This is a genomic window from Enterobacter cloacae complex sp. ESBL7, from assembly GCF_041679625.1.
Taxonomy (GTDB): domain Bacteria; phylum Pseudomonadota; class Gammaproteobacteria; order Enterobacterales; family Enterobacteriaceae; genus Enterobacter; species Enterobacter asburiae_B.
Genome location: NZ_JBGORN010000001.1, coordinates 831555 through 854494, shown reverse-complemented (window position 1 = coordinate 854494; position 22940 = coordinate 831555). Strand labels below are relative to the sequence as shown.

Genomic DNA, 22940 nt, shown 5'->3' with positions numbered 1-22940 from the left:
CTTAGTCCAGACCCAGTACGCCGCGCAGCAGAGAGAGATCTTCCGCCAGGGCGGTAATCGGGCCTTTCAGCGCGTTACGGTCGGCATCGGTCAGCTTGTCGTAGGTTTCAAACCCGTCTTTAGTCCGGTACTTCGCCAGAATGGTGTCGACTTTTTTGAAGTTGGCATCCACTTTGGCCAGCAGTTCGCCGTTCTCTTTCTGCAGCTGAGGACGCAGCAGGTTAACAATTTTCTGCGCGCCGTCGACGTTGGCCTGGAAGTCCCACAGATCGGTATGGCTGTAGCGATCTTCTTCGCCGCTGATTTTGCTCGCGGCCACTTCTTCAATCAGGCCGGCCGCGCCGCCCACCACTTTTGACGGCGGGAAGGCCAGCTCGCTGATGCGCTTTTGCAGCTCCAGCACGTCGCCGTTCAGCTGCTCGGCGTATTTCTCCATCCCTTTGGTAGAGTTGTCGCCAAACAGGGCTTTCTCCAGACGGTGGAAACCGGTGAATTTCGGATCGGCGGCTTTCTGCTCGTAATCGTCTTCGCGGGCATCAATGCTGCCATCAAGGTCAGAGAACAGTTCGGCAATCGGCTCGATGCGCTCGTAGTGCTGACGGGTTGGCGCATACAGGGATTTCGCTTTTTCGATATCACCGGCCTTCACCGCATCGGTAAAGGCTTTGGTTGCCGCCGCCAGGTCCGCCGTCTCTTTCGTGACGTAGGCTTTATAGGCCGTAATCGCGTCGCCCAGGCTCAGCACCGCAGCACCTTTCGCAGCATCGGCCGTCGCTTCACCTTTGACGATCAGCTTCCCTTTAGGGTTGGTCAGCAGACCGCAGGTCATCTCATACTCGCCCGGCTGCAGGTTGGCGGTCATCTTCTGGCTGAAGCCAGGGGCGATGTTTTCACGCTCCTCCACCACCAGAACCCCTTTCAGAATCTCCCACTCCAGCGCCTTCTGGCTGTGGTTCTGAATAATGAACTGGGTTTTGCCGCTGTTCACCGTGAGGGTCATCGGCTCACACTGCTTATCATTAACGGTGACTTTAACCTGAGGAACATCCGCGCCCCAGGCGGAGAATGCAGAAGCGAACAGCGCGGCAATGCCTGCGCATAACGCACTACGACGAAACTGAATTGCCATGACTCTTCCCTTTAAAAGTATGTTGTAACTAAAATAAAAATTATGGCGTAACGCGCGACGCCTGCGTGCCGGTACGCGGCGGCATTGCGAACAGCACCAGCGCCGGAACCAGATAGATAAAGTACATCGCCACTTCGCTGACGCTCGGCGTTTCCTGATAGCCGAAGATACCTTCGAGCAGGGTGCCGGTCAGAGAGTGCGTGGAGAGCACGTTGCTGAGGTCGAACGCCACGTCCTGGAAATGGTTCCACAGCCCCGCCTCGTGGAAGGCGCGAATCGCCCCCGCCGCCAGCCCTGCCGCCACCAGCAGAATAAACAGGCTGGTCCACCTGAAGAAGGCGCCCAGGTTCAGGCGAATACCGCCCCAGTAGAGCAGAAAGCCCAGCACCACGGCGGTTGCCAGCCCGAGCATCGCGCCAACCGGCGGCCAGATACCGACATCCTGCTGAAACGCCGCCAGCAGGAAGAAAACGGACTCCAGGCCTTCACGCGCGACGGCAAAAAAGACCATCATGATCAGCGCCCAGCCGTGGTTATTGCCCTTTTGCAGCGCATTATCCACCGCCTGCTCCAGCTGCACCTTCACGTTACGGGAGACTTTACGCATCCAGAACACCATCCAGGTCAGGATCACCACCGCAATTACGGCGACGATCCCCTCAAACAGCTCCTGCTCTTTCTGCGGGAACTCCCCGGTGGTTTCGTTGATGAGGATACCAAGGCCGAGACAGAGTGCCGCGGCAAGGAAAACCCCGACCCACATGACGCCAATCCAGCGTCCGCGCTGGGTTCGCTTCAGATAACTGGCGATGAGGCTCACGATAAGGGCAGCTTCAAGCCCTTCACGTAACATAATGAGAAATGGAACAAACATGCCGACACCTTAAATGTTTATCGCGGTCAACTGATGCAAAGAAAGGTAAATTCTTGTGATAGTGATTATCATTACGTCGAAAAGAAACACAAGCGAAATGTGTGGTGTTTTGATGACGAGTTGTAAACGCAAAGCCTGTTAATAGTTGCCGGCGTTACCGTTAAGTTTATAAGTTATAATAAAATTGCCCATTTACGGTTAACCAGCGCTGTGGCTAAATATCCTTCTCAAAAACCAACTGAAAATAAACCATGTTTAAGATTGTCCATTTCCTGCTGGCGCTGGTGATTATTCTTGCGCTTGCCTGGCTGGTAAGTTTCGACCGCCGAAAAATTCGCATTCGTTATGTTTTACAGCTGATTGTTATTGAAATTGCGCTGGCGTTCTTTTTCCTGCACGCCGAAAGCGGGTTATTCCTGATTAAATATGTTTCCGGCTTCTTTGAGTCGCTGCTGAAATTTGCTTCGGAAGGGACCAATTTCGTCTTTGGCGGAATGGGGGAAAAAGGGCTGGCGTTCATTTTCCTCGGCGTGCTCTGCCCGATTATTTTTATTTCCGCGCTGATTGGTATTCTTCAGCACTGGCGGATCCTGCCGATTTTTATTCGGGTCATCGGCACGCTGCTGTCAAAACTGAACGGTATGGGCAAGCTGGAATCCTTTAACGCGGTGAGCTCGCTGATCCTCGGCCAGTCGGAAAACTTCATTGCCTACAAGGGCGTGCTGGGCGATCTCTCCTCTCGTCGTCTGTTCACCATGGCGGCCACGGCCATGTCGACGGTCTCCCTGTCGATTGTCGGCGCCTATATGACCATGCTCGACGCCAAATTTGTCGTCGCGGCGCTGATTCTGAACATGTTCAGCACCTTTATTATTCTCTCCGTCATCAACCCGGCGCGCCCGGAAGCGGAACCGGATATCAAGCTGGAAAAACTGCATGAATCGCAGAGCTTCTTCGAAATGCTCGGCGAGTATATTCTGGCCGGTTTTAAGGTGGCGATGATTATTCTGGCCATGCTGATCGGCTTTATCGCGCTTATTAGCGCCGTTAACGCCCTCTTCTCCAGCGTATTTGGCATGAGCTTCCAGCAGATCCTGGGCTATGTATTTTACCCCCTGGCGTGGCTGGTGGGTATTCCGCTGAGCGATGCCTTAAACGCGGGCAGTATTATGGCGACCAAGCTAGTGGCGAACGAATTTGTGGCGATGATTGAGCTGCAAAAAATCGCTCATCAGATGTCCCCGCGCGGGCTGGGCATTTTATCCGTCTTCCTGGTGTCCTTCGCGAACTTCGCGTCCATCGGCATTGTGGCCGGGGCGATTAAGGGCCTGAACGAGCAGCAGGGGAACGTGGTGTCGCGGTTTGGTCTGCGTCTGGTGTACGGCGCGACGCTGGTGAGCCTGCTGTCGGCGAGCTTTGCGGGGCTGGTGCTCTGATGCAATACCGGGTGGCGCTTCGCTTACCCGGCCTACAAAACAACAACGGCGGGATTTCCCGCCGTTTTTATTAGAACTGCACGCACACCGGCTGGTCGACGCGCATCACCGACTCCTGCGCGAAGCGTGATTTATAAATCCCGCGTAACGCTTCGATGTTCTTCTCGCTCTGCGCATCTTTACCGTGGATCAGCATCAACGCTTTGCTGGGTTCACGCGCCACTTTCCCGTCGTTCCCCAGCCACTGCCCGCGCGCGTCAAACACCGTTAAGCCATCGCGGAAACGCGGCGTCACGTCCTGGTCAACAAACTGCTGCCACTCGTTGCTGGTGATTTGCGCCCCGGCAGGACGATTTAAGCCGAAATAGAGCGTGGTTTGCTGCATCTGGTTATCCGCTTTGCAGGTCTCTACAGCCGCGTGTTGCGATGGCGCCGTGCAGCCAGCTAGCATCAATAATGCCGCTGCCATTACCCCTGTTTTGATTGTCATGCTTCGCTATCCTCATTGTTATAAGCACAGGGATATCACAGGAAATTACGGATTTTGGCAAGAAAAAAGCCGGGTGCGCTTGCGCTCACCCGGCCTGCATTGTGCTGCGAGAAAAATTATTCTGCCTGGAGCTTAGACGGCGGCGCAGTGTGGTAATGCGCGTCGGCTTCAGCAAAGCGTTTCTGCATGGAGGCAGACGGGGCTTTACCCAGCAGGCTGAACACCACGATGCCGATGCTGCCGAAGATGAAGCCCGGAATGATTTCGTACAGGCCCAGCCACGCGAACTGTTTCCAGACGATAACGGTCAGCGCACCGATGATCATCCCCGCCAGCGCGCCGTTACGGGTCATACGTGACCACATGACGGAGAACAACACGACCGGACCAAACGCCGCACCGAAGCCCGCCCACGCGTAGCTCACCAGGCCCAGCACGCGGTTTTCCGGGTTCGCCGCCAGCGCGATGGCAATCAGCGCCACCAGCAGCACCATAAAGCGCCCTACCCATACCAGCTCTTTCTGGCTCGCGTTTTTACGCAGGAAGGCCTTATAGAGGTCTTCGGTAATTGCGCTGGAGCAGACCAGCAGCTGGCAGCTCAGGGTGGACATCACCGCCGCCAGAATAGCGGAGAGCAGAATACCGGCAATCCACGGGTTAAACAGAATCTGCGCCAGCTCGATAAACACGCGCTCGGCGTTCTGGTTCACCGCGCCCGCCTGCGCCGGGTTGTTGCTGAAGTAGGCGATACCGAAGAAGCCGACCGCACACGCCCCCGCCAGACACAGGATCATCCACGTCATGCTGATGCGACGGGCATGAACGATGGTGTGGTGAGAATCCGCCGCCATAAAGCGCGCCAGGATATGCGGCTGACCGAAGTAGCCCAGGCCCCAGCCCATCAGCGACACGATGGCCACGAAGTTCAGCCCTTTCAGCATGTCGACGTTTTCAATGCTCTTCTGCTTGATCACTTCCAGCGAATCGCCAAAGCCGCCAACGGTGAAAATTACAATCACCGGGGTCAGGATCAGGGCGAAGATCATCAGGCTCGCCTGCACGGTATCGGTCCAGCTTACCGCCAGGAACCCGCCCACGAAGGTATAGAGGATGGTCGCCGCCGCACCGGCCCACAGGGCGGTTTCGTAGCTCATGCCGAAGGTGCTTTCGAACAGACGCGCGCCGGCCACGATGCCGGAGGCACAGTAAATGGTGAAGAACAGCAGGATAACTACCGCAGAGATAATGCGCAGGATGCGGCTGTTATCTTCAAAACGTCCGGTGAAGTAGTCCGGCAGCGTCAGGGCGTTGTTGTTGGCCTCGGTATGCACGCGCAGACGGCCTGCCACCAGCTTCCAGTTGATCCACGCGCCGACGGTCAGGCCGATGGCGATCCAGCTTTCAGAGATACCGGAGATGAAAATCGCGCCGGGCAGCCCCATCAGCAGCCAGCCGCTCATGTCGGAGGCGCCCGCAGAGAGTGCGGTCACCATCGGGCCTAAACTGCGTCCGCCCAGAATGTAGTCGTCAAAGTTCTTTGTAGAACGCCACGCCAAAAACCCTATCAGGATCATGCCAAAAATATAAACGAGAAATGTCACCAGCATCGGTGTGCTAATAGCCATTCAAATTCTCCAAAATGTCGAGCGACAACCATCCGGGCTGCCTTGTTATATGATCACCGGAACGAGGTGAATGTATCTTGTGTTTCGGTTGGGCGCGCTATCCTGCCGTATGCGCCTTCCGCTGACAAACGATTTAACACTGCATTTACATCAATTTCATCCCCGGTTTGATACGAGTTTCCTATAGGTTGCACTCGCTCACGCTTTTGCGGGTTGCACCTTTGAAAAGTGTTAACTACCGCATAAAACCAGGCCTCCTGCACAAAAGCCAGTGCGTTTTTCCAGCTAACCATTCGTTAACAATCCATTCATTTTCCGGGTTGCAAACCAGGTCACATTTAACACGGTTGCACAAAGTTGCAACATGGTGGATATTTCACGCTATCAACAGAACGCTATTACAGAACAACAGGAGCTTTGGCATGGGTATGACCACCATGGGGGTTAAGCTGGATGACGCAACCCGCGAACGGATTAAGACCGCAGCAACCCGCATTGACCGCACGCCGCACTGGTTAATTAAGCAGGCGATTTTTAACTATCTCGAAAGACTCGAGAGCGATGAGGGCCTGCCGGAGCTGCCTGCCCTGCTGGCCGGCGCGGCGAACGAAAGTGAAGAAGCCCCGGCCGCTGGCGACGAGAACCATCAGCCGTTCCTTGAATTCGCCGAGCAGATCCTGCCGCAGTCCGTCAGCCGTGCCGCCATTACCGGCGCCTACCGCCGTGCCGAAACCGACGCCGTGCCGATGCTGCTGGAGCAGGCCCGCCTGCCGGAAGCCATTGCCGCGCAGGCGCACAGCCTGGCGTATCAGTTAGCCGACAAGCTGCGCAACCAGAAAACCGCCACCGGCCGCGCCGGGATGGTTCAGGGCCTGCTGCAGGAGTTTTCCCTCTCCTCTCAGGAAGGCGTGGCGCTGATGTGCCTCGCGGAAGCGCTGCTGCGTATTCCGGATAAAGCCACCCGCGACGCGCTGATCCGCGACAAGATCAGCAACGGCAACTGGCATTCCCACATTGGCCGCAGCCCGTCGCTGTTCGTTAACGCCGCCACCTGGGGCCTGCTGTTTACCGGCAAACTGGTCTCCACTCATAACGAAGCCAACCTCTCCCGCTCCCTGAACCGCATCATCGGCAAGAGCGGCGAGCCGCTGATCCGCAAAGGCGTGGATATGGCGATGCGCCTGATGGGCGAGCAGTTTGTCACCGGGGAAACCATTGCCGAAGCGCTGGCGAACGCCCGCAAGCTGGAGGATAAAGGTTTCCGCTACTCGTACGACATGCTGGGCGAAGCGGCCCTGACCGCCGCCGACGCGCAGGCCTACATGGTCTCTTACCAGCAGGCGATCCACGCCATTGGTAAAGCGTCCAACGGTCGCGGTATTTATGAAGGCCCGGGCATCTCTATCAAGCTCTCTGCACTGCACCCGCGCTACAGCCGCGCGCAGTACGACCGGGTGATGGAAGAACTCTACCCGCGCCTGAAGTCCCTGACCCTGCTGGCGCGCCAGTATGACATCGGCATTAACATCGACGCCGAAGAGGCCGACCGTCTGGAGATCTCCCTCGATCTGCTGGAAAAACTGTGCTTCGAGCCGGAGCTGGCAGGCTGGAACGGCATCGGCTTCGTTATCCAGGCCTACCAGAAGCGCTGCCCGTTCGTCATTGATTACCTGATTGACCTGGCCAGCCGCAGCCGCCGTCGCCTGATGATCCGTCTGGTAAAAGGCGCCTACTGGGACAGCGAAATCAAACGCGCCCAGATGGAAGGGCTGGAAGGCTATCCGGTCTATACCCGCAAGGTTTACACCGACGTCTCTTACCTCGCCTGTGCGAAAAAGCTGCTCGGCGTGCCGAACCTGATCTATCCACAGTTCGCTACCCACAACGCCCACACCCTGGCGGCGATCTACAGCCTGGCCGGGCAAAACTACTATCCGGGACAGTACGAGTTCCAGTGCCTGCACGGCATGGGTGAACCGCTGTACGAGCAGGTCACCGGTAAAGTGGCGGACGGCAAGCTGAACCGCCCGTGCCGAATCTATGCTCCGGTGGGAACGCACGAAACCCTGCTGGCGTACCTGGTGCGTCGTCTGCTGGAAAACGGCGCGAACACCTCCTTCGTTAACCGCATCGCCGACACCACGCTGCCGCTGGACGAGCTGGTGGCCGACCCGGTGCAGGCCGTTGAGAAGATGGCGGCGCAGGAAGGCCAGGTTGGCCTGCCGCATCCGAAGATTGCCCTGCCGCGCGAACTGTACGGCAAAGGCCGCGTCAACTCGGCGGGTCTGGATCTCGCCAACGAACACCGTCTGGCGTCCCTCTCCTCTGCCCTGCTCAACAGCGCGCTGCAGAAGTGGCAGGCTAAACCGATGCTGGAGCAGCCCGTTGCAGACGGCGAAATGCAGCCGGTGATCAACCCGGCCGAGCCGAAGGATATCGTCGGCTACGCGCGTGAAGCGACCGAAGCGGAAGTGGATCAGGCGCTGGACAGCGCGGTGAACAACGCCCCTATCTGGTTTGCCACGCCGCCGCAGGAGCGCGCCGCGATTCTGGAGCGCGCGGCGGTGCTGATGGAAGATCAGATGCAGTCGCTCATCGGCATTCTGGTGCGCGAGGCGGGTAAAACCTTCAGCAACGCGATTGCCGAAGTGCGCGAGGCCGTCGACTTCCTGCACTACTACGCCGGTCAGGTGCGTGATGATTTCGATAACGAAACCCACCGTCCGCTGGGTCCGGTCGTCTGTATCAGTCCGTGGAACTTCCCGCTGGCGATCTTCACCGGCCAGATTGCCGCCGCATTAGCCGCAGGCAACAGCGTGCTGGCAAAACCGGCAGAGCAGACCCCGCTGATTGCCGCGCAGGGTATCAACATTCTTCTGGAAGCCGGCGTTCCTGCGGGCGTGGTTCAGCTGCTGCCGGGCCGCGGTGAAACGGTCGGTGCCAAACTGACCTCCGATAACCGCGTGCGCGGCGTGATGTTCACCGGTTCGACCGAAGTGGCGTCTCTGCTGCAGCGCAATATTGCCACCCGTCTGGATGCGCAGGGCCGCCCTACGCCGCTCATCGCGGAAACCGGCGGGATGAACGCCATGATCGTTGACTCCTCTGCCCTTACCGAGCAGGTGGTGGTCGACGTGCTGGCCTCCGCGTTCGACAGCGCCGGTCAGCGCTGCTCCGCCCTGCGCGTGCTGTGCCTGCAGGACGACGTGGCGGACCACACGCTGAAGATGCTGCGCGGCGCGATGGCCGAATGCCGCATGGGCAACCCGGGCCGTCTCACCACCGATATCGGGCCGGTGATCGACGCGGAAGCCAAAGCCAACATCGAAAACCACATTCAGACCATGCGCGCGAAAGGCCGCCCGGTGTTCCAGGCGGTGCGCGAGAACAGCGAAGATGCGCGCGAATGGCGGACCGGCACCTTTGTGCCGCCAACGCTGATTGAGCTGGCAAGCTTCGACGAGCTGAAAAAAGAGGTCTTCGGCCCGGTGCTGCACGTGGTGCGCTACAACCGTAACAACCTGAACGAGCTGGTTGAGCAGATCAACGCCTCCGGCTATGGCCTGACGCTCGGCGTGCATACCCGTATCGACGAGACTATCGCGCAGGTCACCGGCAGCGCCAAAGTGGGCAACCTGTACGTTAACCGCAACATGGTTGGCGCGGTCGTGGGCGTGCAGCCGTTCGGCGGCGAAGGCCTTTCCGGCACCGGTCCGAAAGCGGGCGGTCCGCTCTACCTGTACCGTCTGCTGGCGAACCGTCCGGAGAACGCCCTGGGCGTCACCCTGGCACGCCAGGATGCGGACTATCCGGTGGATGCGCAGCTGAAAACCGTGCTGACCCAGCCGCTGGAGGCGCTCATTACATGGGCAGAAAAACGTCCTGAACTGCGTGCCGTTGCGAAGCAGTACGGCGAGCTGGCGCAGGCGGGCACGCAGCGTCTGCTGCCGGGGCCAACCGGCGAGCGCAACACCTGGACGCTGATGCCGCGCGAGCGCGTGCTGTGCGTGGCCGATAACGAGCAGGACGCGCTGGTGCAGCTGGCCGCCGCCATGGCAACCGGCTGTGAAGTGCTGTGGCCGGAAGATGCCCTGCATCGCGATCTCGCTAAACAGCTGCCGAAAGCGGTCTCGGCCCGCATTCGCTTCGCGAAAGCCGATAGCCTGCTGACCCAGCCGTTTGATGCGGTGATCTACCACGGTGATTCCGATCAGCTGCGCGAACTGTGCGAGCAGGTTGCGGCCCGCAGCGGCGCCATCGTTTCCGTGCAGGGCTTTGCGCGCGGAGAAACTAACCTGCTGCTGGAGCGTCTGTACGTGGAGCGCTCGCTCAGCGTCAACACCGCGGCGGCAGGCGGTAATGCCAGCCTGATGACAATAGGCTAACGCTGTGTTAATAAGGCTCCGGAGACGGAGCCTTATTTTATTGGGGAGTATATGAAACGATATCTTATCGCCAGTGCGGCACTGCTGCTGAGCGCCAGCGCGCTGGCCGACGAGTGCGACAACGCGACCACCCAGCTTGAACTGAATACCTGTAGCGCGCAGCAGTACCAGGCTGCCGATAAAAAACTCAACCAGACGTATCAGGCCGCCATCAAACGCGCGGCAGCTCCTCAGCGCGACCTGCTGAAAAAAGCGCAGCAGGCGTGGATTACCCTGCGCGATGCGGACTGCGCGTTTATCGGTTCGGGGACGGAAGGCGGGAGCGTCCAGCCAATGATTGTTAACCAGTGTCTGGCGGAGAAAACCGTGGAGCGAGAAGCGTTTCTGGCCTCGCTGATGCAGTGTGAAGAGGGCGACTTAAGCTGCCCTCTCCCGCCGGGCTGAGGGATCCCCACAAAATAATACCTGCGCGGACGACCCCCTCTCCCTTGAGGGAGAGGGCTGGGGTGAGGGGGAACTAGCGTAAGCGGATCCCTTCGATAATCATCCGCTGCACGTTTTCCAGGGTGCTGTGGAAAAACGCCTCGTCCTGGAGCGTTTTACCGGTCACCGCCTCAACCTGGGCCGCAAAGTCAGCGTAATGCTGGGTGGAGGCCCAGATCATAAAGATCAGATGATGCGGGTCGACCGGGGCCAGTTTTCCGCTGGCGACCCATCCGGCAATAATGGCCGACTTATCGTCCACCAGCTGTTTTAGATCGCCGGTTAATTCCGCCTGCAGCAGCGGCGCGCCCTGCAGCATCTCAAGACAAAACAGTCGCGACGCCTGCGGGTAATCGCGCGACACCTCCAGCTTCAGGCGAATGTACTCTTTGATCGCCACCAGCGGGGCCAGCTCCGCGCGGAACGCTTTGAGGGGCGCCAGCCAGATATCGAGGATCTGCTGCATCACCGCCACATAGAGCGCCTCTTTCGACGGGTAATAGTAAAGCAGATTGGTTTTGGATACGCCGGACTGCTCCGCTACCTGCTCCAGGCGCGTGCCGTGAATACCAAACTGCGAAAAAGTCTCCAGCGCCGCGCTGAGGATCGCCTGCTTCTTGGCGCTCACCGCCTGCGAACGTTTACCTGGTGTTTTCACTGCGCCTTGTGCCATTCCCGCTCTCCTTATTCTGCGTTGCCCTCAGCATAGCAAAACCCCCGACTCGCCACGACATCCTGCACTCCGATCGCGCATGAATGCCTGTTTTCTGTGCAATGTTTTTGACCAGTTAGTCCACATTTAGCTGCATCAATCCACCAACTTCTGATTAACACATTAATAACACAGCCATTTTCAAAACTGGCACCGCCTTTGCAAAAACACCGATACACCTGCGACGTAATGAAGAGAGGTTCGTGATGAAAATTGGCGTATTTGTACCCATCGGCAACAACGGCTGGCTTATCTCGACCACTGCACCGCAATACAAGCCGACCTTTGAGCTCAATAAAGCCATCGTGCAGAAAGCAGAGCATTACCATTTCGACTTTGCGCTTTCGATGATCAAGCTGCGCGGCTTTGGCGGCAAAACCGAATTCTGGGACCACAACCTGGAGTCCTTTACCCTGATGGCCGGGCTGGCCGCGGTCACCTCGCGGATCCAAATCTACGCCACCGCCGCCACGCTCACCCTGCCCCCGGCGATCGTCGCGCGCATGGCGTCCACCATCGACTCCATCTCCGGCGGGCGCTTTGGCGTCAACCTGGTCACCGGCTGGCAAAAACCGGAGTACGAGCAGATGGGGCTCTGGCCGGGTGACGACTACTTCTCGCGTCGCTACGACTACCTGACCGAATACGTGCAGGTGCTGCGCGACCTGTGGGGGACCGGAAAAAGCGATTTCAAGGGCGATTTCTTCACCATGAACGACTGCCGCGTCAGCCCGCAGCCGTCGGTGCCGATGACGGTGATTTGCGCCGGACAAAGCGACGCGGGGATGGAATTTTCCGCGAAATACGCCGACTTCAACTTCTGCTTCGGTAAAGGCGTGAACACGCCTGCCGCCTTCGCCCCGACCGCCGCGCGCATGAAAGAGGCCGCTGACAAAACCGGGCGCGACGTGGGCTCCTACGTGCTGTTTATGGTCATTGCCGACGAAACCGACGACGCCGCGCGCGCGAAATGGGAGCTCTATAAGGACGGCGCCGACGAGGAGGCCCTGAGCTGGCTCACCGAGCAGAGCCAGAAGGATACCCGCTCCGGGGCGGATACCAACGTCCGCCAGATGGCTGACCCGACCTCCGCCGTCAATATCAACATGGGCACGTTGGTCGGCTCGTACGCCAGCGTCGCCAGAATGCTGGACGAAGTGGCGGCCGTCCCCGGGGCGGAAGGCGTCCTGCTGACCTTCGATGATTTCCTCACCGGCGTGGAGACCTTCGGCGAGCGCATCCAGCCGCTGATGCAGTGCCGCGCCCACATCCCTGCCGTCACGAAGGAGGTGGCGTAATGACGACCCTTAACGCACGCCCGGAAGCCATCACCTTCGTGCCACAGCAGAGCGCGCTGATCGTGGTGGACATGCAAAACGCCTACGCCAGCCAGGGCGGCTATCTGGATCTGGCGGGGTTCGACGTCTCCGCCACCCGGCCGGTGATCGAGAACATTAAAACTGCCGTCGCCGCCGCGCGCGCCGCGGGCATGCTCATCATCTGGTTCCAGAACGGCTGGGATGACCAGTACGTCGAGGCCGGCGGCCCCGGCTCGCCCAACTTCCACAAGTCGAACGCCCTGAAAACCATGCGTAAACGGCCCGAACTGCAGGGCAAGCTGCTGGCGAAAGGCGGCTGGGACTATCAGCTGGTCGATGAGCTGGTACCGCAGGCGGGCGATATTGTCCTGCCCAAACCGCGCTACAGCGGCTTTTTCAACACCCCGCTCGACAGCCTGCTGCGCAGCCGGGGCATTCGTCATCTGGTGTTCACCGGGATCGCCACTAACGTCTGCGTGGAGTCGACCCTGCGCGACGGCTTTTTCCTCGAGTATTTTGGCGTGGTGCTGGAAGACGCGACCCACCAGGCCGGGCCGGAATTCGCCCAGAAGGCGGCCCTGTTCAACATCGAAACCTTTTTTGGCTGGGTCAGTAACGTCACTGATTTCTGCGACGCCCTGACTCCCCCGCTTGCCCGTATCGCCTGAGGAGACACCTGATGCCGAAATCCGTAATCATCCCGCCGGGTACCAGCACGCCGATTGCCCCGTTTGTTCCCGGCACCCTCGCCGACGGCGTGGTGTATGTCTCCGGCACGCTGCCGTTTGATAAAGACAACAACGTGGTGTTTATCAACGACCCAAAGGCGCAAACCCGCCACGTGCTGGAGACGATCAAAACCGTGATCGAAACGGCGGGTGGCACGATGGAGGATGTGACCTTCAACAGCATCTTTATCACCGACTGGAAAAACTACGCCGCGATTAACGAGATCTACGCCGAGTTCTTCCCCGGCGATAAACCGGCGCGGTTCTGCATTCAGTGCGGGCTGGTGAAGCCAGAGGCGCTGGTTGAGATCGCCACCGTTGCGCACATCGCGAAGTGAGGCAGGTATGAAACTTTCCGTCTCGCCACCCCCGTACGAGGGCGCGCCCGTGGTGGTTTTTATTTCCGGTCTCGGCGGCAGCGGCAGCTACTGGCTGCCCCAGCTGGCCGCGCTGGAGCCGGAGTATCAGGTGGTGTGCTATGACCAGCGGGGAACGGGCAATAACCCCGCCACCCTGCCGGAAGGGTACAGCCTTGCGCAGATGGCGGACGAGCTGGCCCAGGCGCTGGCGGATGCCGGGATTGTCCGCTACAGCGTCGTGGGCCACGCGCTGGGGGCGCTGGTCGGCCTGCAGCTGGCCCTCGACAGGCCCGACGCCCTCACCGCGCTGGTGTGCGTCAACGGCTGGTTGACCCTCAACGCCCACACCCGCCGCTGCTTTCAGATCCGCGAGCGCCTGCTGCATTACGGCGGCGCACAGGCGTGGGTCGAGGCGCAGCCGCTGTTTCTCTACCCGGCGGACTGGATGGCCGCCCGCGCGCCCCGTCTGGAGGCCGAAGAAGCGCTGGCGCTGGCCCATTTCCAGGGCAAAACCAACCTGCTGCACAGGCTCAGCGCCCTGAAAAAGGCCGACTTCAGCCGCCATGCGGCGCGCATTCGCTGCCCGGTACAGATCGTCTGTTCTGCCGACGACATGCTGGTGCCCTCAGTCTGCTCATCCGAACTGCAGGCGGCGATCCCGCACAGCCACAGCGTGGTGATGCGCCAGGGCGGGCATGCCTGCAACGTCACCGAGCCGGATACCTTCAACACCCTGCTGCTGAACGGGCTTGCCAGCCTGCTGCACAGCCCGGAACCCGCTTTATAAGGAGCTTTAATGAGCGAAGCCATTACCCCCGCCGCACTGGAAACGCTGTTCACCGGCGCCCGCACCCATAACGGCTGGCAGAATATTGCCGTCAGCGACGAAACGCTGCGCGAAATCTACAACCTGATGAAATGGGGGCCAACGTCCGCCAACTGCTCCCCGGCGCGAATTGTGTTTGTGCGAAGCGCGGAGGGAAAAGAGAAGCTGCGCCCGGCGCTCTCCAGCGGCAACCTCGAGAAAACGCTCACCGCCCCGGTCACGGCCATTGTTGCCTGGGACAGTGAATTCTACGAGCGCCTGCCCGAGCTGTTCCCGCACGGCGATGCAAAGAGCTGGTTTACCACCAGCCCCGCGCATGCGGAAGAGACCGCCTTTCGCAACAGCTCAATGCAGGCCGCCTACCTGATTTTTGCCTGTCGCGCCCTGGGGCTGGGTACCGGCCCGATGTCGGGATTTGACCGCCAGAAGGTCGACGAGGCCTTTTTCACCGGCACGACGCTTAAAAGCAATCTGCTGATCAACATAGGCTACGGCGATACCCGCAAACTTTACGGGCGCCTGCCGCGTCTGGACTTCGACGATGCCTGCGGGCTGGCGTAAGGAGCGATTATGACGACACCGGATAAACAAACCTTTCGCGACGCCATGGCCTGCGTTGGCGCGGCGGTCAACATCATCACCACCGACGGCCCGGCGGGGATAGCAGGCTTCACCGCCAGCGCGGTGTGCAGCGTCACGGATTCACCGCCCACCCTGCTGGTGTGCCTGAACCGCGGTGCGTCCGTCTGGCCAACGTTTAGCGAAAACCGCACCCTTTGCGTGAATACCCTGAGCGCCGGACAGGAGCCTTTATCTAACCTGTTTGGCGGGAAAACGCCGATGGCGGAACGCTTTGCCGCCGCCCGCTGGCAGACGGGCGACACGGGCTGTCCGCGCCTGGAAGATGCGCTGGCCTCGTTTGACTGCCGCATCAGCCAGGTGGTGAGCGTCGGCACTCACGACATTCTGTTTTGCGACATTATTTCGATTATTCGCCACCCCGCGCCGCAAGGGCTGGTGTGGTTTGACCGCGGCTATCACGCGCTTATGCGACCCGCCTGTTAACCCGCCTTAAGGAGACAGACCATGTTCGGATTTCCCCACTGGCAGTTGAAATCGACCTCCACAGAAGCAGGCGTGGTCGCGCCGGATGAACGTCTCCCGCTCGGGCAGACGATGGTGATGGGCGTTCAGCACGCGGTCGCCATGTTTGGCGCCACGGTGTTGATGCCGATGCTGATGGGACTCGATCCCAACCTCTCTATTCTGATGTCGGGTATCGGCACGCTGCTGTTCTTTTTCGTCACCGGCGGGCGCGTGCCCAGCTATCTCGGCTCCAGCGCCGCCTTTGTCGGGGTGGTCATCGCTACCACCGGGTTTAACGGCCAGGGGATCAACCCCAACCTGAGCGTGGCCCTCGGCGGCATCATTGCCTGCGGCCTGGTGTACACCCTGATTGGTCTGGTGGTGATGAAAATCGGCACGCGCTGGATCGAGCGAATGATGCCTCCCGTCGTGACGGGCGCCGTGGTGATGGCGATTGGCCTCAACCTCGCGCCAATTGCGGTCAGGAGCGTCTCCGCCTCGCCGTTTGAAAGCTGGATGGCGGTGATCACGGTGCTGTGCATCGGCCTGGTGGCGGTGTTCACGCGCGGCATGATCCAGCGCCTGCTGATTCTGGTCGGACTCATCGTGGCTTGCCTGGTCTACGCCCTGCTGGCCAACGTTTTCGGTCTGGGCAAGCCGGTTGACTTTACGCTGCTCCACCAGGCCGCCTGGTTCGGCCTGCCGAAGGTGACCTCGCCCACCTTTAACACCCAGGCGATGATGCTTATCGCACCGGTGGCGGTGATCCTGGTGGCGGAGAACTTAGGCCACCTGAAGGCGGTTGCGGGGATGACCGGGCGCAGCATGGATCCGTACATGGGCCGCGCGTTCGTCGGTGACGGTCTGGCGACCATGCTCTCCGGTTCCGTAGGCGGCAGCGGCGTCACCACCTATGCTGAAAACATCGGCGTGATGGCGGTGACCAAGGTCTACTCGACGCTGGTCTTCGTGGCGGCGGCGGTGATGGCGATGCTGCTCGGCTTCTCACCGAAGTTCGGCGCGCTGATCCACACCATTCCGTCCCCGGTTATCGGCGGGGCATCGATTGTGGTGTTTGGGCTGATCGCCGTGGCCGGCGCGCGCATCTGGGTACAGCATCGCGTCGATCTCAGCCAGAACGGCAACCTGATTATGGTGGCTGTCACGCTGGTGCTGGGCGCAGGCGATTTTGCCCTGACGCTGGGCGGGTTTACGATTGGCGGGATTGGCACGGCGACCTTCGGTGCGATCCTGCTTAACGCCCTGCTGAGCCGCCGGATGGCCGCCGCGCCGCAGGGCGCCGTGGTGCATCAGGATTCGTGAAATCACCATGTCGGGTGACGGCCAGGCCTCACCCGACATGTACATTCCTTCAGAACAACAGGTAGTAAAGCAATCACTCTTGCTCAAACAGCCGTTCGATAGATTTTGTAGGGAAGAACAAAGAATGGCTGTTTTCAGCTGTCAGCGGGATAAAGCCCTGCTTCAGATAAAATCGTTTTGCCCGCTCGTTAAGGGCATCAACAAATATTCCGTGTACCCCCACAGCCTGTGAAGCCAGGTAGACAACGCGCATAGCATGCGCAACGAGCGTTGTTCCCCACTCGTTTCCCTGTAGTGTTTTATCTACAGCCAGACGTCCCAGCGTCACGCTGGGTACGTTGATATAAGGGATCCGGCGCTGCTGAGTCTTAGAAGGAAGCATCGCTCTTTCAAAACAGCTTCCCGATAACGTGTAATAACCCAGGACACGCGGACGATCGCGCTCTTTAAGCAGGTAGGCTCGTAAAATACGCCCATTGTGCTGACGCACCAGATGTTCTGCAAGGAAGGCATTTAGCGAGGGTTCGCCACAATCAAAATCCTCGAAGTCATAATCGGTTCCCTCTGATAACATTTCGATCGTGAGATTCTCCACGGCGCTTCACTCCATGTTTCGAAGCCGTTTTGCTGCTCGTTTCAGGCGTTCATTTGGCTCAGGCGGATTGTCGATGGCATCCATCACCGCATTCCATGATGCTTCGTTTAATACGAGACGACGGTGCTGCTCAATGACCTCTGCAGCACGCTCTGACGCACTGTTCACCATAAACTGGGTGATCGTTTGGTTCGTCATCGCCGCCGCTTCTTCAATCATTGTTTTGTCTTCGTCCGTTAAGCGAAGATCGATACGCTGTTTTTTAAGTGCTGGCATGGTTTACTTCACCGTGTACGGTATTTATCCGTACACATCCTAGATAAGCCTGTCCATTTTTTCAATCTAAACCTTCTTTTGCCGTCAAATCCCTGACCTCACTCCGACGCTTTCTGAGCTTTAACTCGCTCACCAGCACCCCGGCGACAATAAATGCCGCGCCCACCAGCGCCAGAAGCGGCAAACGCTCACCTGCGATGCGTCCGAAAATCCCCGCCCAGACCGGTTCGCCGGTATAAATCACCGTCGCGCGTGTTGGCGATACGCTGCGCTGCGCCCAGTTCATGGTGACCTGAATAATGGCGCTGAAAATACCCAGCCCCAGTGCGACCACCACCAGGCCGGTGGACATCGGCGGCACGGATTCCCCTGCCGGCACCATCGTCGCAAACGCCACCAGCGACGCCGTGGCGAGCTGCACCACCGTTACCCGTTTGACGTCGACCTTGCCCGCCCAGGCGCTAATCAGAATAATTTCTGCCGCAATGGCAATCGCCCCTATCAGGGTGATGATTTCGCCCGGCCCCAGCGCCAGCAGGTTGTTTTCCGGCCCGGCCAGTAAGATCAGGCCGATAAACGCCAGCACGATGCCAATACAGGACATCAGCCCCGGCAGCCGCCCCAGGCACAGCCACTGCAGCAGCGGCACCAGCGGCACATACATGGCGGTGATAAACGCGGATTTACTGCTTGAGATGGTCTGCAATCCCCACGTCTGCAGGCTGTAGCCCATCGCTATCGCCACCCCAATCGCCACGCCGGCCTTAAGTTCTTTCAGCGTCAGCCCCCGCAGCGTTTTAAGCGAAATTAGCCCCACGGCAAGCGCCGCCGTCGCAAAGCGCAGGCCAACAAAAAAGAACGGATCGCTGAGGGTTACCGCGTACTGAACGGCCAGAAACGTCCCGCCCCAGAACATGGTGATGAGAATCAGGATGGCTTCCTGCGGTTTAACGGAGAATTTGAAGCGTGAAACAGACATGCGGCACTCGCGGTTAAGATCAATTCCCTAGTGTGCGTTGCCTTTGGTTACAGTTCAATGTTGCAGAAATAAAAAAACCGCCGGGAGATCCCGGCGGCAGGGGTTCAACCCGGCGTGTTACTTACTGCTGCCGTGGCTGTTTTTCCCCCCTTTCTTGCCAGCTTCAGATGCGCGTTGCGGGTCATTCTTGAAGTTGCCCCCGCTATGCTGGCCACCTTTACGGCCTGCTTCTGATGCTCTTTCACGGTCTTCTGCGAAATTACCTGAACCACCACGATGGTTTGCCATCTCTAACCTCCAGAATGTGAAACATTAGACATCATATTGCATTCAGTAAAAGAGGATTCTTTCACCTCGCAACACAAGGACAGTGCCTTTATCTGTGCCGCGTGAAACTAAGCTTAGTGGAATGCCGCTATCCGACAAGCCGCAGGTAATATTCTGCAACATGAACTCAGCCTTTCGGGTGAGATGACGCGGCGGCGATTCATAAACCTTTCTTATCATTTCAAAAATCTGCTGCCAAAAAGTTGTTTCATTTTGCTACAACGCCTTTTTGTAACCATATTGTTATAAATCAAAGAAATGCCGTTCATTTTTGCAGTCTGGCTGTGATGGCATATCTTTAAAAGAACGCAGCGATCCGCTGTCAGAAAAACCAACGAGGAGTGATGCAAAATGGCAAAAGTTCTGGTGCTCTATTATTCCATGTATGGACACATTGAAACCATGGCTCACGCGGTAGCAGAAGGTGCGAACAGGGTTGATGGCGTTGAGGTTGTGGTGAAACGCGTACCGGAAACCATGCAGGCGGAAGCCTTCCTGAAAGCCGGGGGGAAAACGCAAAACACCCCGGTCGCCACCCCGCAGGAGCTGGCGGACTATGATGCCATCATCTTCGGCACCCCGACCCGCTTCGGCAATATGTCGGGCCAGATGCGCACCTTCCTCGATCAAACCGGCGGACTTTGGGCATCCGGGGCGCTTTACGGCAAACTCGCCAGCGTATTCAGCTCTACCGGCACCGGCGGCGGTCAGGAGCAGACGATTACCTCAACCTGGACTACCCTTGCTCATCACGGGATGGTGATTGTGCCGATTGGCTACGGCGCCCAGGAGCTGTTTGACATTTCCCAGGTGCGTGGCGGTACGCCGTACGGCGCAACCACCATTGCCGGTGGGGATGGCTCACGTCAGCCAAGCAATGAAGAACTGTCTATCGCCCGCTATCAGGGTGAATACGTCGCGGGTCTGGCCAAAAAACTGAACGGCTAACACCCAACAGGAGGACAAGCATGCCAACTCAAGAATCCAAAGCTCACCACGTGGGCGAATGGGCAAGTTTACGCAACACCTCTCCGGAGATTGCCGAAGCTATCTTTGAAGTCGCGAAGTACGATGAAAAGCTGGCCGAGCAGATTTGGGAGGAAGGTAACGATGAGGTGCTGGTGCGCGCCTTCGAAAAAACGGATAAAGACTCGCTCTTCTGGGGCGAGCAAACCATCGAACGTAAAAACGTCTAAGCGTCTCCCCCCGCCTCAGCGGGGGGGTCTCCTTTACTTCGCGGCGTTATTCATCACCGCATTGAATTTATCGACAGGACAGAAGCCGTTCGCATCCACCGGGCAGCCTTTCAGCTCCAGCGTCACGCGCTGCGCGGGCGACTGCAGCGACAGCACGCTGGCATTACGCAGCTGCTCTGAGCTCTGGTAGACATACTCAATTTTCATCAGCTCCTGGTTGGCGTTTTTGTCATGCCAGCGCTGGAAGACAATCTTGCCGCCAATCGGGGTGCGCTCCTGCTGGTCGTGCAGCTGATACGGTTTGAAATCCAGGGCAGTCAGCAGGGAAGCAATGTTCGAGTCATGCCCCACCAGCAGGGTGATTTTCGGCGCTTTTGCCTGTTCGGTGACCAGCGTTTTATCAATGTACTTCACCAGCGGCTTCGCCACGTTTTGCGCCACTTCGGTAGAGGTAAATAGCGAATCCTGATAGCCGTTCTTCAGCTTCGACAGCACGCGCCACTGCTGGTCGGTTTTGATTTCGCCCCAGGCCACCTGGTCGGCCGGGAAGCCTTCGTAATACTGCAGCGTGAACGCGTCCACCAGCGAGTTACCCACCTTCAGCGGCCCGGATACGCCAGGCTCTTTTTCATAGTCGGCGCTGAAGGTATCTTTCGCATCCGCCAGCGAGCAGACCTTTTTCTCTTTGCAGGACGGAGAATCGGCGTAGTTCGTCATCTGCTCAAGCAGCTTATAGCTTTCGGTAAGCTGCATTTTCTGCCGCTCGGACTCCATCGCCTTGAGCGCTTTTTCACGGAATTCCGGCGAGTTATCGGTAATCACCGGATTAAAGGTCGGATCCATGGTGCCCATTTTTTCCTGATGGTGCACGGGAACGTCGCATCCCGGGAACGCGCCGGTGATGAAGAACTGCGCGGTGGCGACGGTACGCTGCAGGCTGTTGGCGTAAGCATAAACGCTATCCGCCGCTGGGCATTCTCCCGTCTTCACCATCCCCTGCTGCGCCAGCCACTCGCGCATGTAATGGCCCATATAGACTTCCAGCACGCCGCCCTTGGTGGTGAGCTGACCGCCCGGCACCTCCCACTCCGGCCACTGCTTCGGCGTGGACTGCTCCAGCACGCTACCGTTATTGGCGAGCGGCGCGCGCAGGTTATGGCGACTCATGATTAAAACTTGCTCCAGCTGATACCCTTCCGGCGTCTCTTGCGCCTGCACGCCAAACGTTGCTGAAATGGAACCGGCGACTGCCAGCGCGAGTAGTGCTTTTTTCATCCCTAATTCCTCACTCGTTTTAAAATGTCGCGTTCAGTGTGACAGATTCGTGACAATTTTCCGGGAAGCATTTCTCAAACTGATGATTAACGTGCTTACGGTGTGTGCCAATAAGTTTTATAATAAAACCACACCCCACCGGAGAATTGACCGTGAAACGTACCCGCCTCGAAGAGAGCACCTGCCCCGTCGCCCGTTCGCTGGATATCATCGGCGACTGGTGGTCGCTGCTGATTGTTCGCGACGCGCTGCGCGGGATTAAACGCTTCGGCGAGTTCCAGAAAAGTCTCGGCATCGCGAAAAACATGCTGACCGCGCGGCTAAAACTGCTGGTCGACGAAGGCATCCTCCGGCTTCAGCCCGCGTCCGACGGCAGCGCCTGGCAGGAATACGTCCTGACCGACAAGGGGCGTGCCCTGCAAACGGTGCTGGTTGCCCTCTCCCAGTGGGGCAATGAATTTTTGTTTGCGGATAACGAATGCGGCACCGTGCTGGTCGATACCGAACAGCGCAAACCCCTGCGCAAACTGGCGCTTATCGCCGACGATGGCCGCGAACTGACGCCTGAAGAGATCGTGGCGAAACTCCCCTCCTGATCGTTCCCGACGGCAACAGCACAAAATGCTCGCAAATATAGTTGCATTATAAAACCAAATGACAGAGAGTTTATTCAGTTTCATCTTGAAACCAAATAACCCACTTTGCCCTGAGGTAACACACGATGACTACGCAAATCACCACCGCCCTGATTACGGGTGCCTCTTCCGGGATTGGTGCCGTTTATGCCGATCGCCTTGCCGCGCGCGGCGCTAACCTGGTGCTGGTCGCCCGTCGCGAAGATCGCCTGAACACCCTTGCCGCCGACCTTCGCGCGCACTACGGCGTGGCCGTCGATATTCTGGTGGCCGATCTTACCGATGAAGCCGGGATCCGCGCCGTGGAAGAGGCGCTGCGCAGCAATACCGCGATTGATACGCTCATTAACAACGCGGGCACCGCGCAGATGGCGCCGTTCCTCGCGGGCGATGTGGCGCAGCATCAGGCCATTAACACCCTGAACACCACGGCGCTGATGCGTCTGACCTACGCCATCCTGCCGCGCCTGGCGCAGAACAATCGCGGCACGCTGATCAATATCGCGTCCGTGCTGGCCCTGCACGTCCGGGCGGGCAGCACGCTCTACAGCGCTACCAAAGCGTGGGTTCTGAGCTTTACCCGTGGGTTACAGGAAGAATTTGCCGACAGCAACGTGCGCATTCAGGCCGTGCTGCCCGCCGCCACGGCGACGGAAATCTGGAGCCATTCGGGCGTCACGGTGAACGATCTGCCGGAAGGATCGGTGATGACCACCGACGATATGGTAGATGCGTCGCTGGCGGGTCTGGATCAGGGTGAACAGATCACCATCCCGCCGATGCATGACGCCGGCCTGTGGGATCGCTACGAAGCGGCGCGTCTTGAGCTATTTAACAGCGCGCGCACCGGCATTCCGGCACCGCGCTACGCAAAACGGTAGC

At 58.7% G+C, this 22940-nt stretch carries 24 protein-coding genes; 14 read left to right on the top strand and 10 right to left on the bottom strand.

What is annotated here, in order from left to right:
• Position 1 precedes the first annotated feature (1 nt).
• Together efeO and efeU are read right to left on the bottom strand one after the other, a co-directional pair.
• The gene (gene efeO, locus ACERY3_RS04095; protein ID WP_045354579.1) at positions 2-1129 is read right to left on the bottom strand and encodes an iron uptake system protein EfeO; all 1128 of its coding nucleotides are present in this window, start codon (positions 1127-1129) and stop codon (positions 2-4) included.
• Positions 1130-1169: 40 nt separating this feature from the next.
• Positions 1170-2003 carry an iron uptake transporter permease EfeU gene (efeU, locus tag ACERY3_RS04090; RefSeq protein WP_373225087.1) on the bottom strand — a complete coding sequence of 278 codons (834 nt, stop codon included), beginning with the start codon at positions 2001-2003 and terminating at the stop codon, positions 1170-1172.
• A gap of 251 nt (positions 2004-2254) precedes the next feature.
• Here efeU and ACERY3_RS04085 point away from each other — a divergent pair, with 251 nt between their 5' ends.
• A complete protein-coding gene (locus tag ACERY3_RS04085; protein WP_029740188.1) occupies positions 2255-3439 on the top strand; it encodes a NupC/NupG family nucleoside CNT transporter in 1185 nt (394 codons plus the stop codon).
• A gap of 70 nt (positions 3440-3509) precedes the next feature.
• On the opposite strand, the gene ACERY3_RS04080 is transcribed toward ACERY3_RS04085, so the two are convergent.
• Positions 3510-3929, bottom strand: a complete 420-nt coding sequence (locus ACERY3_RS04080) for a DUF3574 domain-containing protein (protein ID WP_028019107.1) — start codon at positions 3927-3929, stop codon at positions 3510-3512.
• A gap of 116 nt (positions 3930-4045) precedes the next feature.
• The gene (gene putP, locus ACERY3_RS04075) at positions 4046-5554 is read right to left on the bottom strand and encodes a sodium/proline symporter PutP (protein ID WP_262768716.1); all 1509 of its coding nucleotides are present in this window, start codon (positions 5552-5554) and stop codon (positions 4046-4048) included.
• A gap of 422 nt (positions 5555-5976) precedes the next feature.
• Between putP and putA the strand changes: the two genes are divergently transcribed.
• Both putA and ACERY3_RS04065 read left to right on the top strand, forming a co-directional pair.
• Positions 5977-9939, top strand: coding sequence for a trifunctional transcriptional regulator/proline dehydrogenase/L-glutamate gamma-semialdehyde dehydrogenase (gene putA / locus ACERY3_RS04070; protein WP_039261696.1), 3963 nt, complete (start codon positions 5977-5979; stop codon positions 9937-9939).
• 51 nt (positions 9940-9990) lie between these two features.
• A complete protein-coding gene (locus ACERY3_RS04065) occupies positions 9991-10383 on the top strand; it encodes a lysozyme inhibitor LprI family protein (RefSeq protein WP_087822317.1) in 393 nt (130 codons plus the stop codon).
• 73 nt (positions 10384-10456) lie between these two features.
• Here the strand turns inward: ACERY3_RS04065 and rutR are convergent, their stop codons facing one another.
• Positions 10457-11095 carry an HTH-type transcriptional regulator RutR gene (gene rutR / locus ACERY3_RS04060; protein ID WP_032658081.1) on the bottom strand — a complete coding sequence of 213 codons (639 nt, stop codon included), beginning with the start codon at positions 11093-11095 and terminating at the stop codon, positions 10457-10459.
• Positions 11096-11340: 245 nt separating this feature from the next.
• On the opposite strand from rutR, the gene rutA reads away from it, so the two are divergent.
• Genes rutA through rutG form a run of 7 tightly spaced genes read left to right on the top strand, consistent with a single transcriptional unit; the run spans position 11341 to position 16775 of the window.
• Positions 11341-12432, top strand: a complete 1092-nt coding sequence (gene rutA / locus ACERY3_RS04055; RefSeq protein ID WP_373225086.1) for a pyrimidine utilization protein A — start codon at positions 11341-11343, stop codon at positions 12430-12432.
• The gene (gene rutB, locus ACERY3_RS04050) at positions 12432-13121 is read left to right on the top strand and encodes a pyrimidine utilization protein B (RefSeq protein WP_373225085.1); all 690 of its coding nucleotides are present in this window, start codon (positions 12432-12434) and stop codon (positions 13119-13121) included. The genes rutA and rutB overlap by 1 nt, the downstream gene beginning before the upstream one ends.
• Before the next feature lie 11 nt (positions 13122-13132).
• Positions 13133-13519 carry a pyrimidine utilization protein C gene (rutC, locus tag ACERY3_RS04045; protein ID WP_010429508.1) on the top strand — a complete coding sequence of 129 codons (387 nt, stop codon included), beginning with the start codon at positions 13133-13135 and terminating at the stop codon, positions 13517-13519.
• 7 nt (positions 13520-13526) lie between these two features.
• On the top strand, positions 13527-14327 hold the full coding sequence (rutD, locus tag ACERY3_RS04040; RefSeq protein ID WP_373225084.1) for a pyrimidine utilization protein D: 801 nt from the start codon (positions 13527-13529) through the stop codon (positions 14325-14327).
• A gap of 9 nt (positions 14328-14336) precedes the next feature.
• Complete coding sequence (locus ACERY3_RS04035) at positions 14337-14927, top strand: malonic semialdehyde reductase (protein WP_373225083.1); 591 nt, start codon at positions 14337-14339, stop codon at positions 14925-14927.
• 9 nt (positions 14928-14936) lie between these two features.
• On the top strand, positions 14937-15431 hold the full coding sequence (gene rutF, locus ACERY3_RS04030; RefSeq protein WP_143347778.1) for an NADH-dependent FMN reductase RutF: 495 nt from the start codon (positions 14937-14939) through the stop codon (positions 15429-15431).
• A gap of 21 nt (positions 15432-15452) precedes the next feature.
• Positions 15453-16775 (top strand): pyrimidine utilization transport protein G, encoded by a 1323-nt coding sequence (rutG, locus tag ACERY3_RS04025; RefSeq protein ID WP_023311081.1) that lies wholly within the window; start codon positions 15453-15455, stop codon positions 16773-16775.
• 73 nt (positions 16776-16848) lie between these two features.
• Here rutG and ACERY3_RS04020 read toward each other — a convergent pair whose 3' ends face one another.
• The 4 genes from ACERY3_RS04020 to ACERY3_RS04005 all read right to left on the bottom strand — a co-directional run bounded on the left by ACERY3_RS04020 (position 16849) and on the right by ACERY3_RS04005 (position 18913).
• The gene (locus tag ACERY3_RS04020; protein ID WP_172421424.1) at positions 16849-17349 is read right to left on the bottom strand and encodes a GNAT family N-acetyltransferase; all 501 of its coding nucleotides are present in this window, start codon (positions 17347-17349) and stop codon (positions 16849-16851) included.
• Between the two features lie 27 nt (positions 17350-17376).
• Positions 17377-17646: a DUF1778 domain-containing protein gene (locus tag ACERY3_RS04015; RefSeq protein ID WP_008499829.1), complete on the bottom strand. Its 270-nt coding sequence runs from the start codon at positions 17644-17646 to the stop codon at positions 17377-17379.
• 61 nt (positions 17647-17707) lie between these two features.
• Positions 17708-18625, bottom strand: coding sequence for a DMT family transporter (locus tag ACERY3_RS04010; RefSeq protein ID WP_033145161.1), 918 nt, complete (start codon positions 18623-18625; stop codon positions 17708-17710).
• Positions 18626-18742: 117 nt separating this feature from the next.
• On the bottom strand, positions 18743-18913 hold the full coding sequence (locus tag ACERY3_RS04005) for a general stress protein (RefSeq protein ID WP_023311077.1): 171 nt from the start codon (positions 18911-18913) through the stop codon (positions 18743-18745).
• 390 nt (positions 18914-19303) lie between these two features.
• Between ACERY3_RS04005 and wrbA the strand changes: the two genes are divergently transcribed.
• Both wrbA and ACERY3_RS03995 read left to right on the top strand, forming a co-directional pair.
• Positions 19304-19900, top strand: coding sequence for an NAD(P)H:quinone oxidoreductase (gene wrbA / locus ACERY3_RS04000; RefSeq protein WP_373225081.1), 597 nt, complete (start codon positions 19304-19306; stop codon positions 19898-19900).
• A gap of 20 nt (positions 19901-19920) precedes the next feature.
• Positions 19921-20148 carry a YccJ family protein gene (locus tag ACERY3_RS03995; protein ID WP_008499832.1) on the top strand — a complete coding sequence of 76 codons (228 nt, stop codon included), beginning with the start codon at positions 19921-19923 and terminating at the stop codon, positions 20146-20148.
• A 33-nt stretch (positions 20149-20181) separates the two neighbouring features.
• Here ACERY3_RS03995 and agp read toward each other — a convergent pair whose 3' ends face one another.
• Complete coding sequence (agp, locus tag ACERY3_RS03990) at positions 20182-21423, bottom strand: bifunctional glucose-1-phosphatase/inositol phosphatase (RefSeq protein WP_373225080.1); 1242 nt, start codon at positions 21421-21423, stop codon at positions 20182-20184.
• A gap of 152 nt (positions 21424-21575) precedes the next feature.
• Here agp and ACERY3_RS03985 point away from each other — a divergent pair, with 152 nt between their 5' ends.
• Positions 21576-22019 carry a helix-turn-helix domain-containing protein gene (locus ACERY3_RS03985; RefSeq protein ID WP_039261676.1) on the top strand — a complete coding sequence of 148 codons (444 nt, stop codon included), beginning with the start codon at positions 21576-21578 and terminating at the stop codon, positions 22017-22019.
• Positions 22020-22144: 125 nt separating this feature from the next.
• On the top strand, positions 22145-22939 hold the full coding sequence (locus ACERY3_RS03980) for an SDR family oxidoreductase (RefSeq protein ID WP_058840854.1): 795 nt from the start codon (positions 22145-22147) through the stop codon (positions 22937-22939).
• Position 22940 lies beyond the last annotated feature (1 nt).

Coding starts and splice junctions, on each gene's coding strand:
- ACERY3_RS04015 (WP_008499829.1), bottom strand. CDS start 17,646: ATGCCAGCACTTAAAAAACAGCGTATCGATCTTCGCTTAACGGACGAA.
- rutR (WP_032658081.1), bottom strand. CDS start 11,095: ATGGCACAAGGCGCAGTGAAAACACCAGGTAAACGTTCGCAGGCGGTG.
- ACERY3_RS04005 (WP_023311077.1), bottom strand. CDS start 18,913: ATGGCAAACCATCGTGGTGGTTCAGGTAATTTCGCAGAAGACCGTGAA.
- rutG (WP_023311081.1), top strand. CDS start 15,453: ATGTTCGGATTTCCCCACTGGCAGTTGAAATCGACCTCCACAGAAGCA.
- ACERY3_RS04085 (WP_029740188.1), top strand. CDS start 2,255: ATGTTTAAGATTGTCCATTTCCTGCTGGCGCTGGTGATTATTCTTGCG.
- ACERY3_RS04065 (WP_087822317.1), top strand. CDS start 9,991: ATGAAACGATATCTTATCGCCAGTGCGGCACTGCTGCTGAGCGCCAGC.
- ACERY3_RS03980 (WP_058840854.1), top strand. CDS start 22,145: ATGACTACGCAAATCACCACCGCCCTGATTACGGGTGCCTCTTCCGGG.
- ACERY3_RS04010 (WP_033145161.1), bottom strand. CDS start 18,625: ATGTCTGTTTCACGCTTCAAATTCTCCGTTAAACCGCAGGAAGCCATC.
- efeU (WP_373225087.1), bottom strand. CDS start 2,003: ATGTTTGTTCCATTTCTCATTATGTTACGTGAAGGGCTTGAAGCTGCC.
- rutB (WP_373225085.1), top strand. CDS start 12,432: ATGACGACCCTTAACGCACGCCCGGAAGCCATCACCTTCGTGCCACAG.
- agp (WP_373225080.1), bottom strand. CDS start 21,423: ATGAAAAAAGCACTACTCGCGCTGGCAGTCGCCGGTTCCATTTCAGCA.
- putA (WP_039261696.1), top strand. CDS start 5,977: ATGGGTATGACCACCATGGGGGTTAAGCTGGATGACGCAACCCGCGAA.
- ACERY3_RS04035 (WP_373225083.1), top strand. CDS start 14,337: ATGAGCGAAGCCATTACCCCCGCCGCACTGGAAACGCTGTTCACCGGC.
- efeO (WP_045354579.1), bottom strand. CDS start 1,129: ATGGCAATTCAGTTTCGTCGTAGTGCGTTATGCGCAGGCATTGCCGCG.
- ACERY3_RS04020 (WP_172421424.1), bottom strand. CDS start 17,349: ATGTTATCAGAGGGAACCGATTATGACTTCGAGGATTTTGATTGTGGC.
- putP (WP_262768716.1), bottom strand. CDS start 5,554: ATGGCTATTAGCACACCGATGCTGGTGACATTTCTCGTTTATATTTTT.
- rutC (WP_010429508.1), top strand. CDS start 13,133: ATGCCGAAATCCGTAATCATCCCGCCGGGTACCAGCACGCCGATTGCC.
- rutD (WP_373225084.1), top strand. CDS start 13,527: ATGAAACTTTCCGTCTCGCCACCCCCGTACGAGGGCGCGCCCGTGGTG.
- rutA (WP_373225086.1), top strand. CDS start 11,341: ATGAAAATTGGCGTATTTGTACCCATCGGCAACAACGGCTGGCTTATC.
- ACERY3_RS03995 (WP_008499832.1), top strand. CDS start 19,921: ATGCCAACTCAAGAATCCAAAGCTCACCACGTGGGCGAATGGGCAAGT.
- ACERY3_RS04080 (WP_028019107.1), bottom strand. CDS start 3,929: ATGACAATCAAAACAGGGGTAATGGCAGCGGCATTATTGATGCTAGCT.
- wrbA (WP_373225081.1), top strand. CDS start 19,304: ATGGCAAAAGTTCTGGTGCTCTATTATTCCATGTATGGACACATTGAA.
- rutF (WP_143347778.1), top strand. CDS start 14,937: ATGACGACACCGGATAAACAAACCTTTCGCGACGCCATGGCCTGCGTT.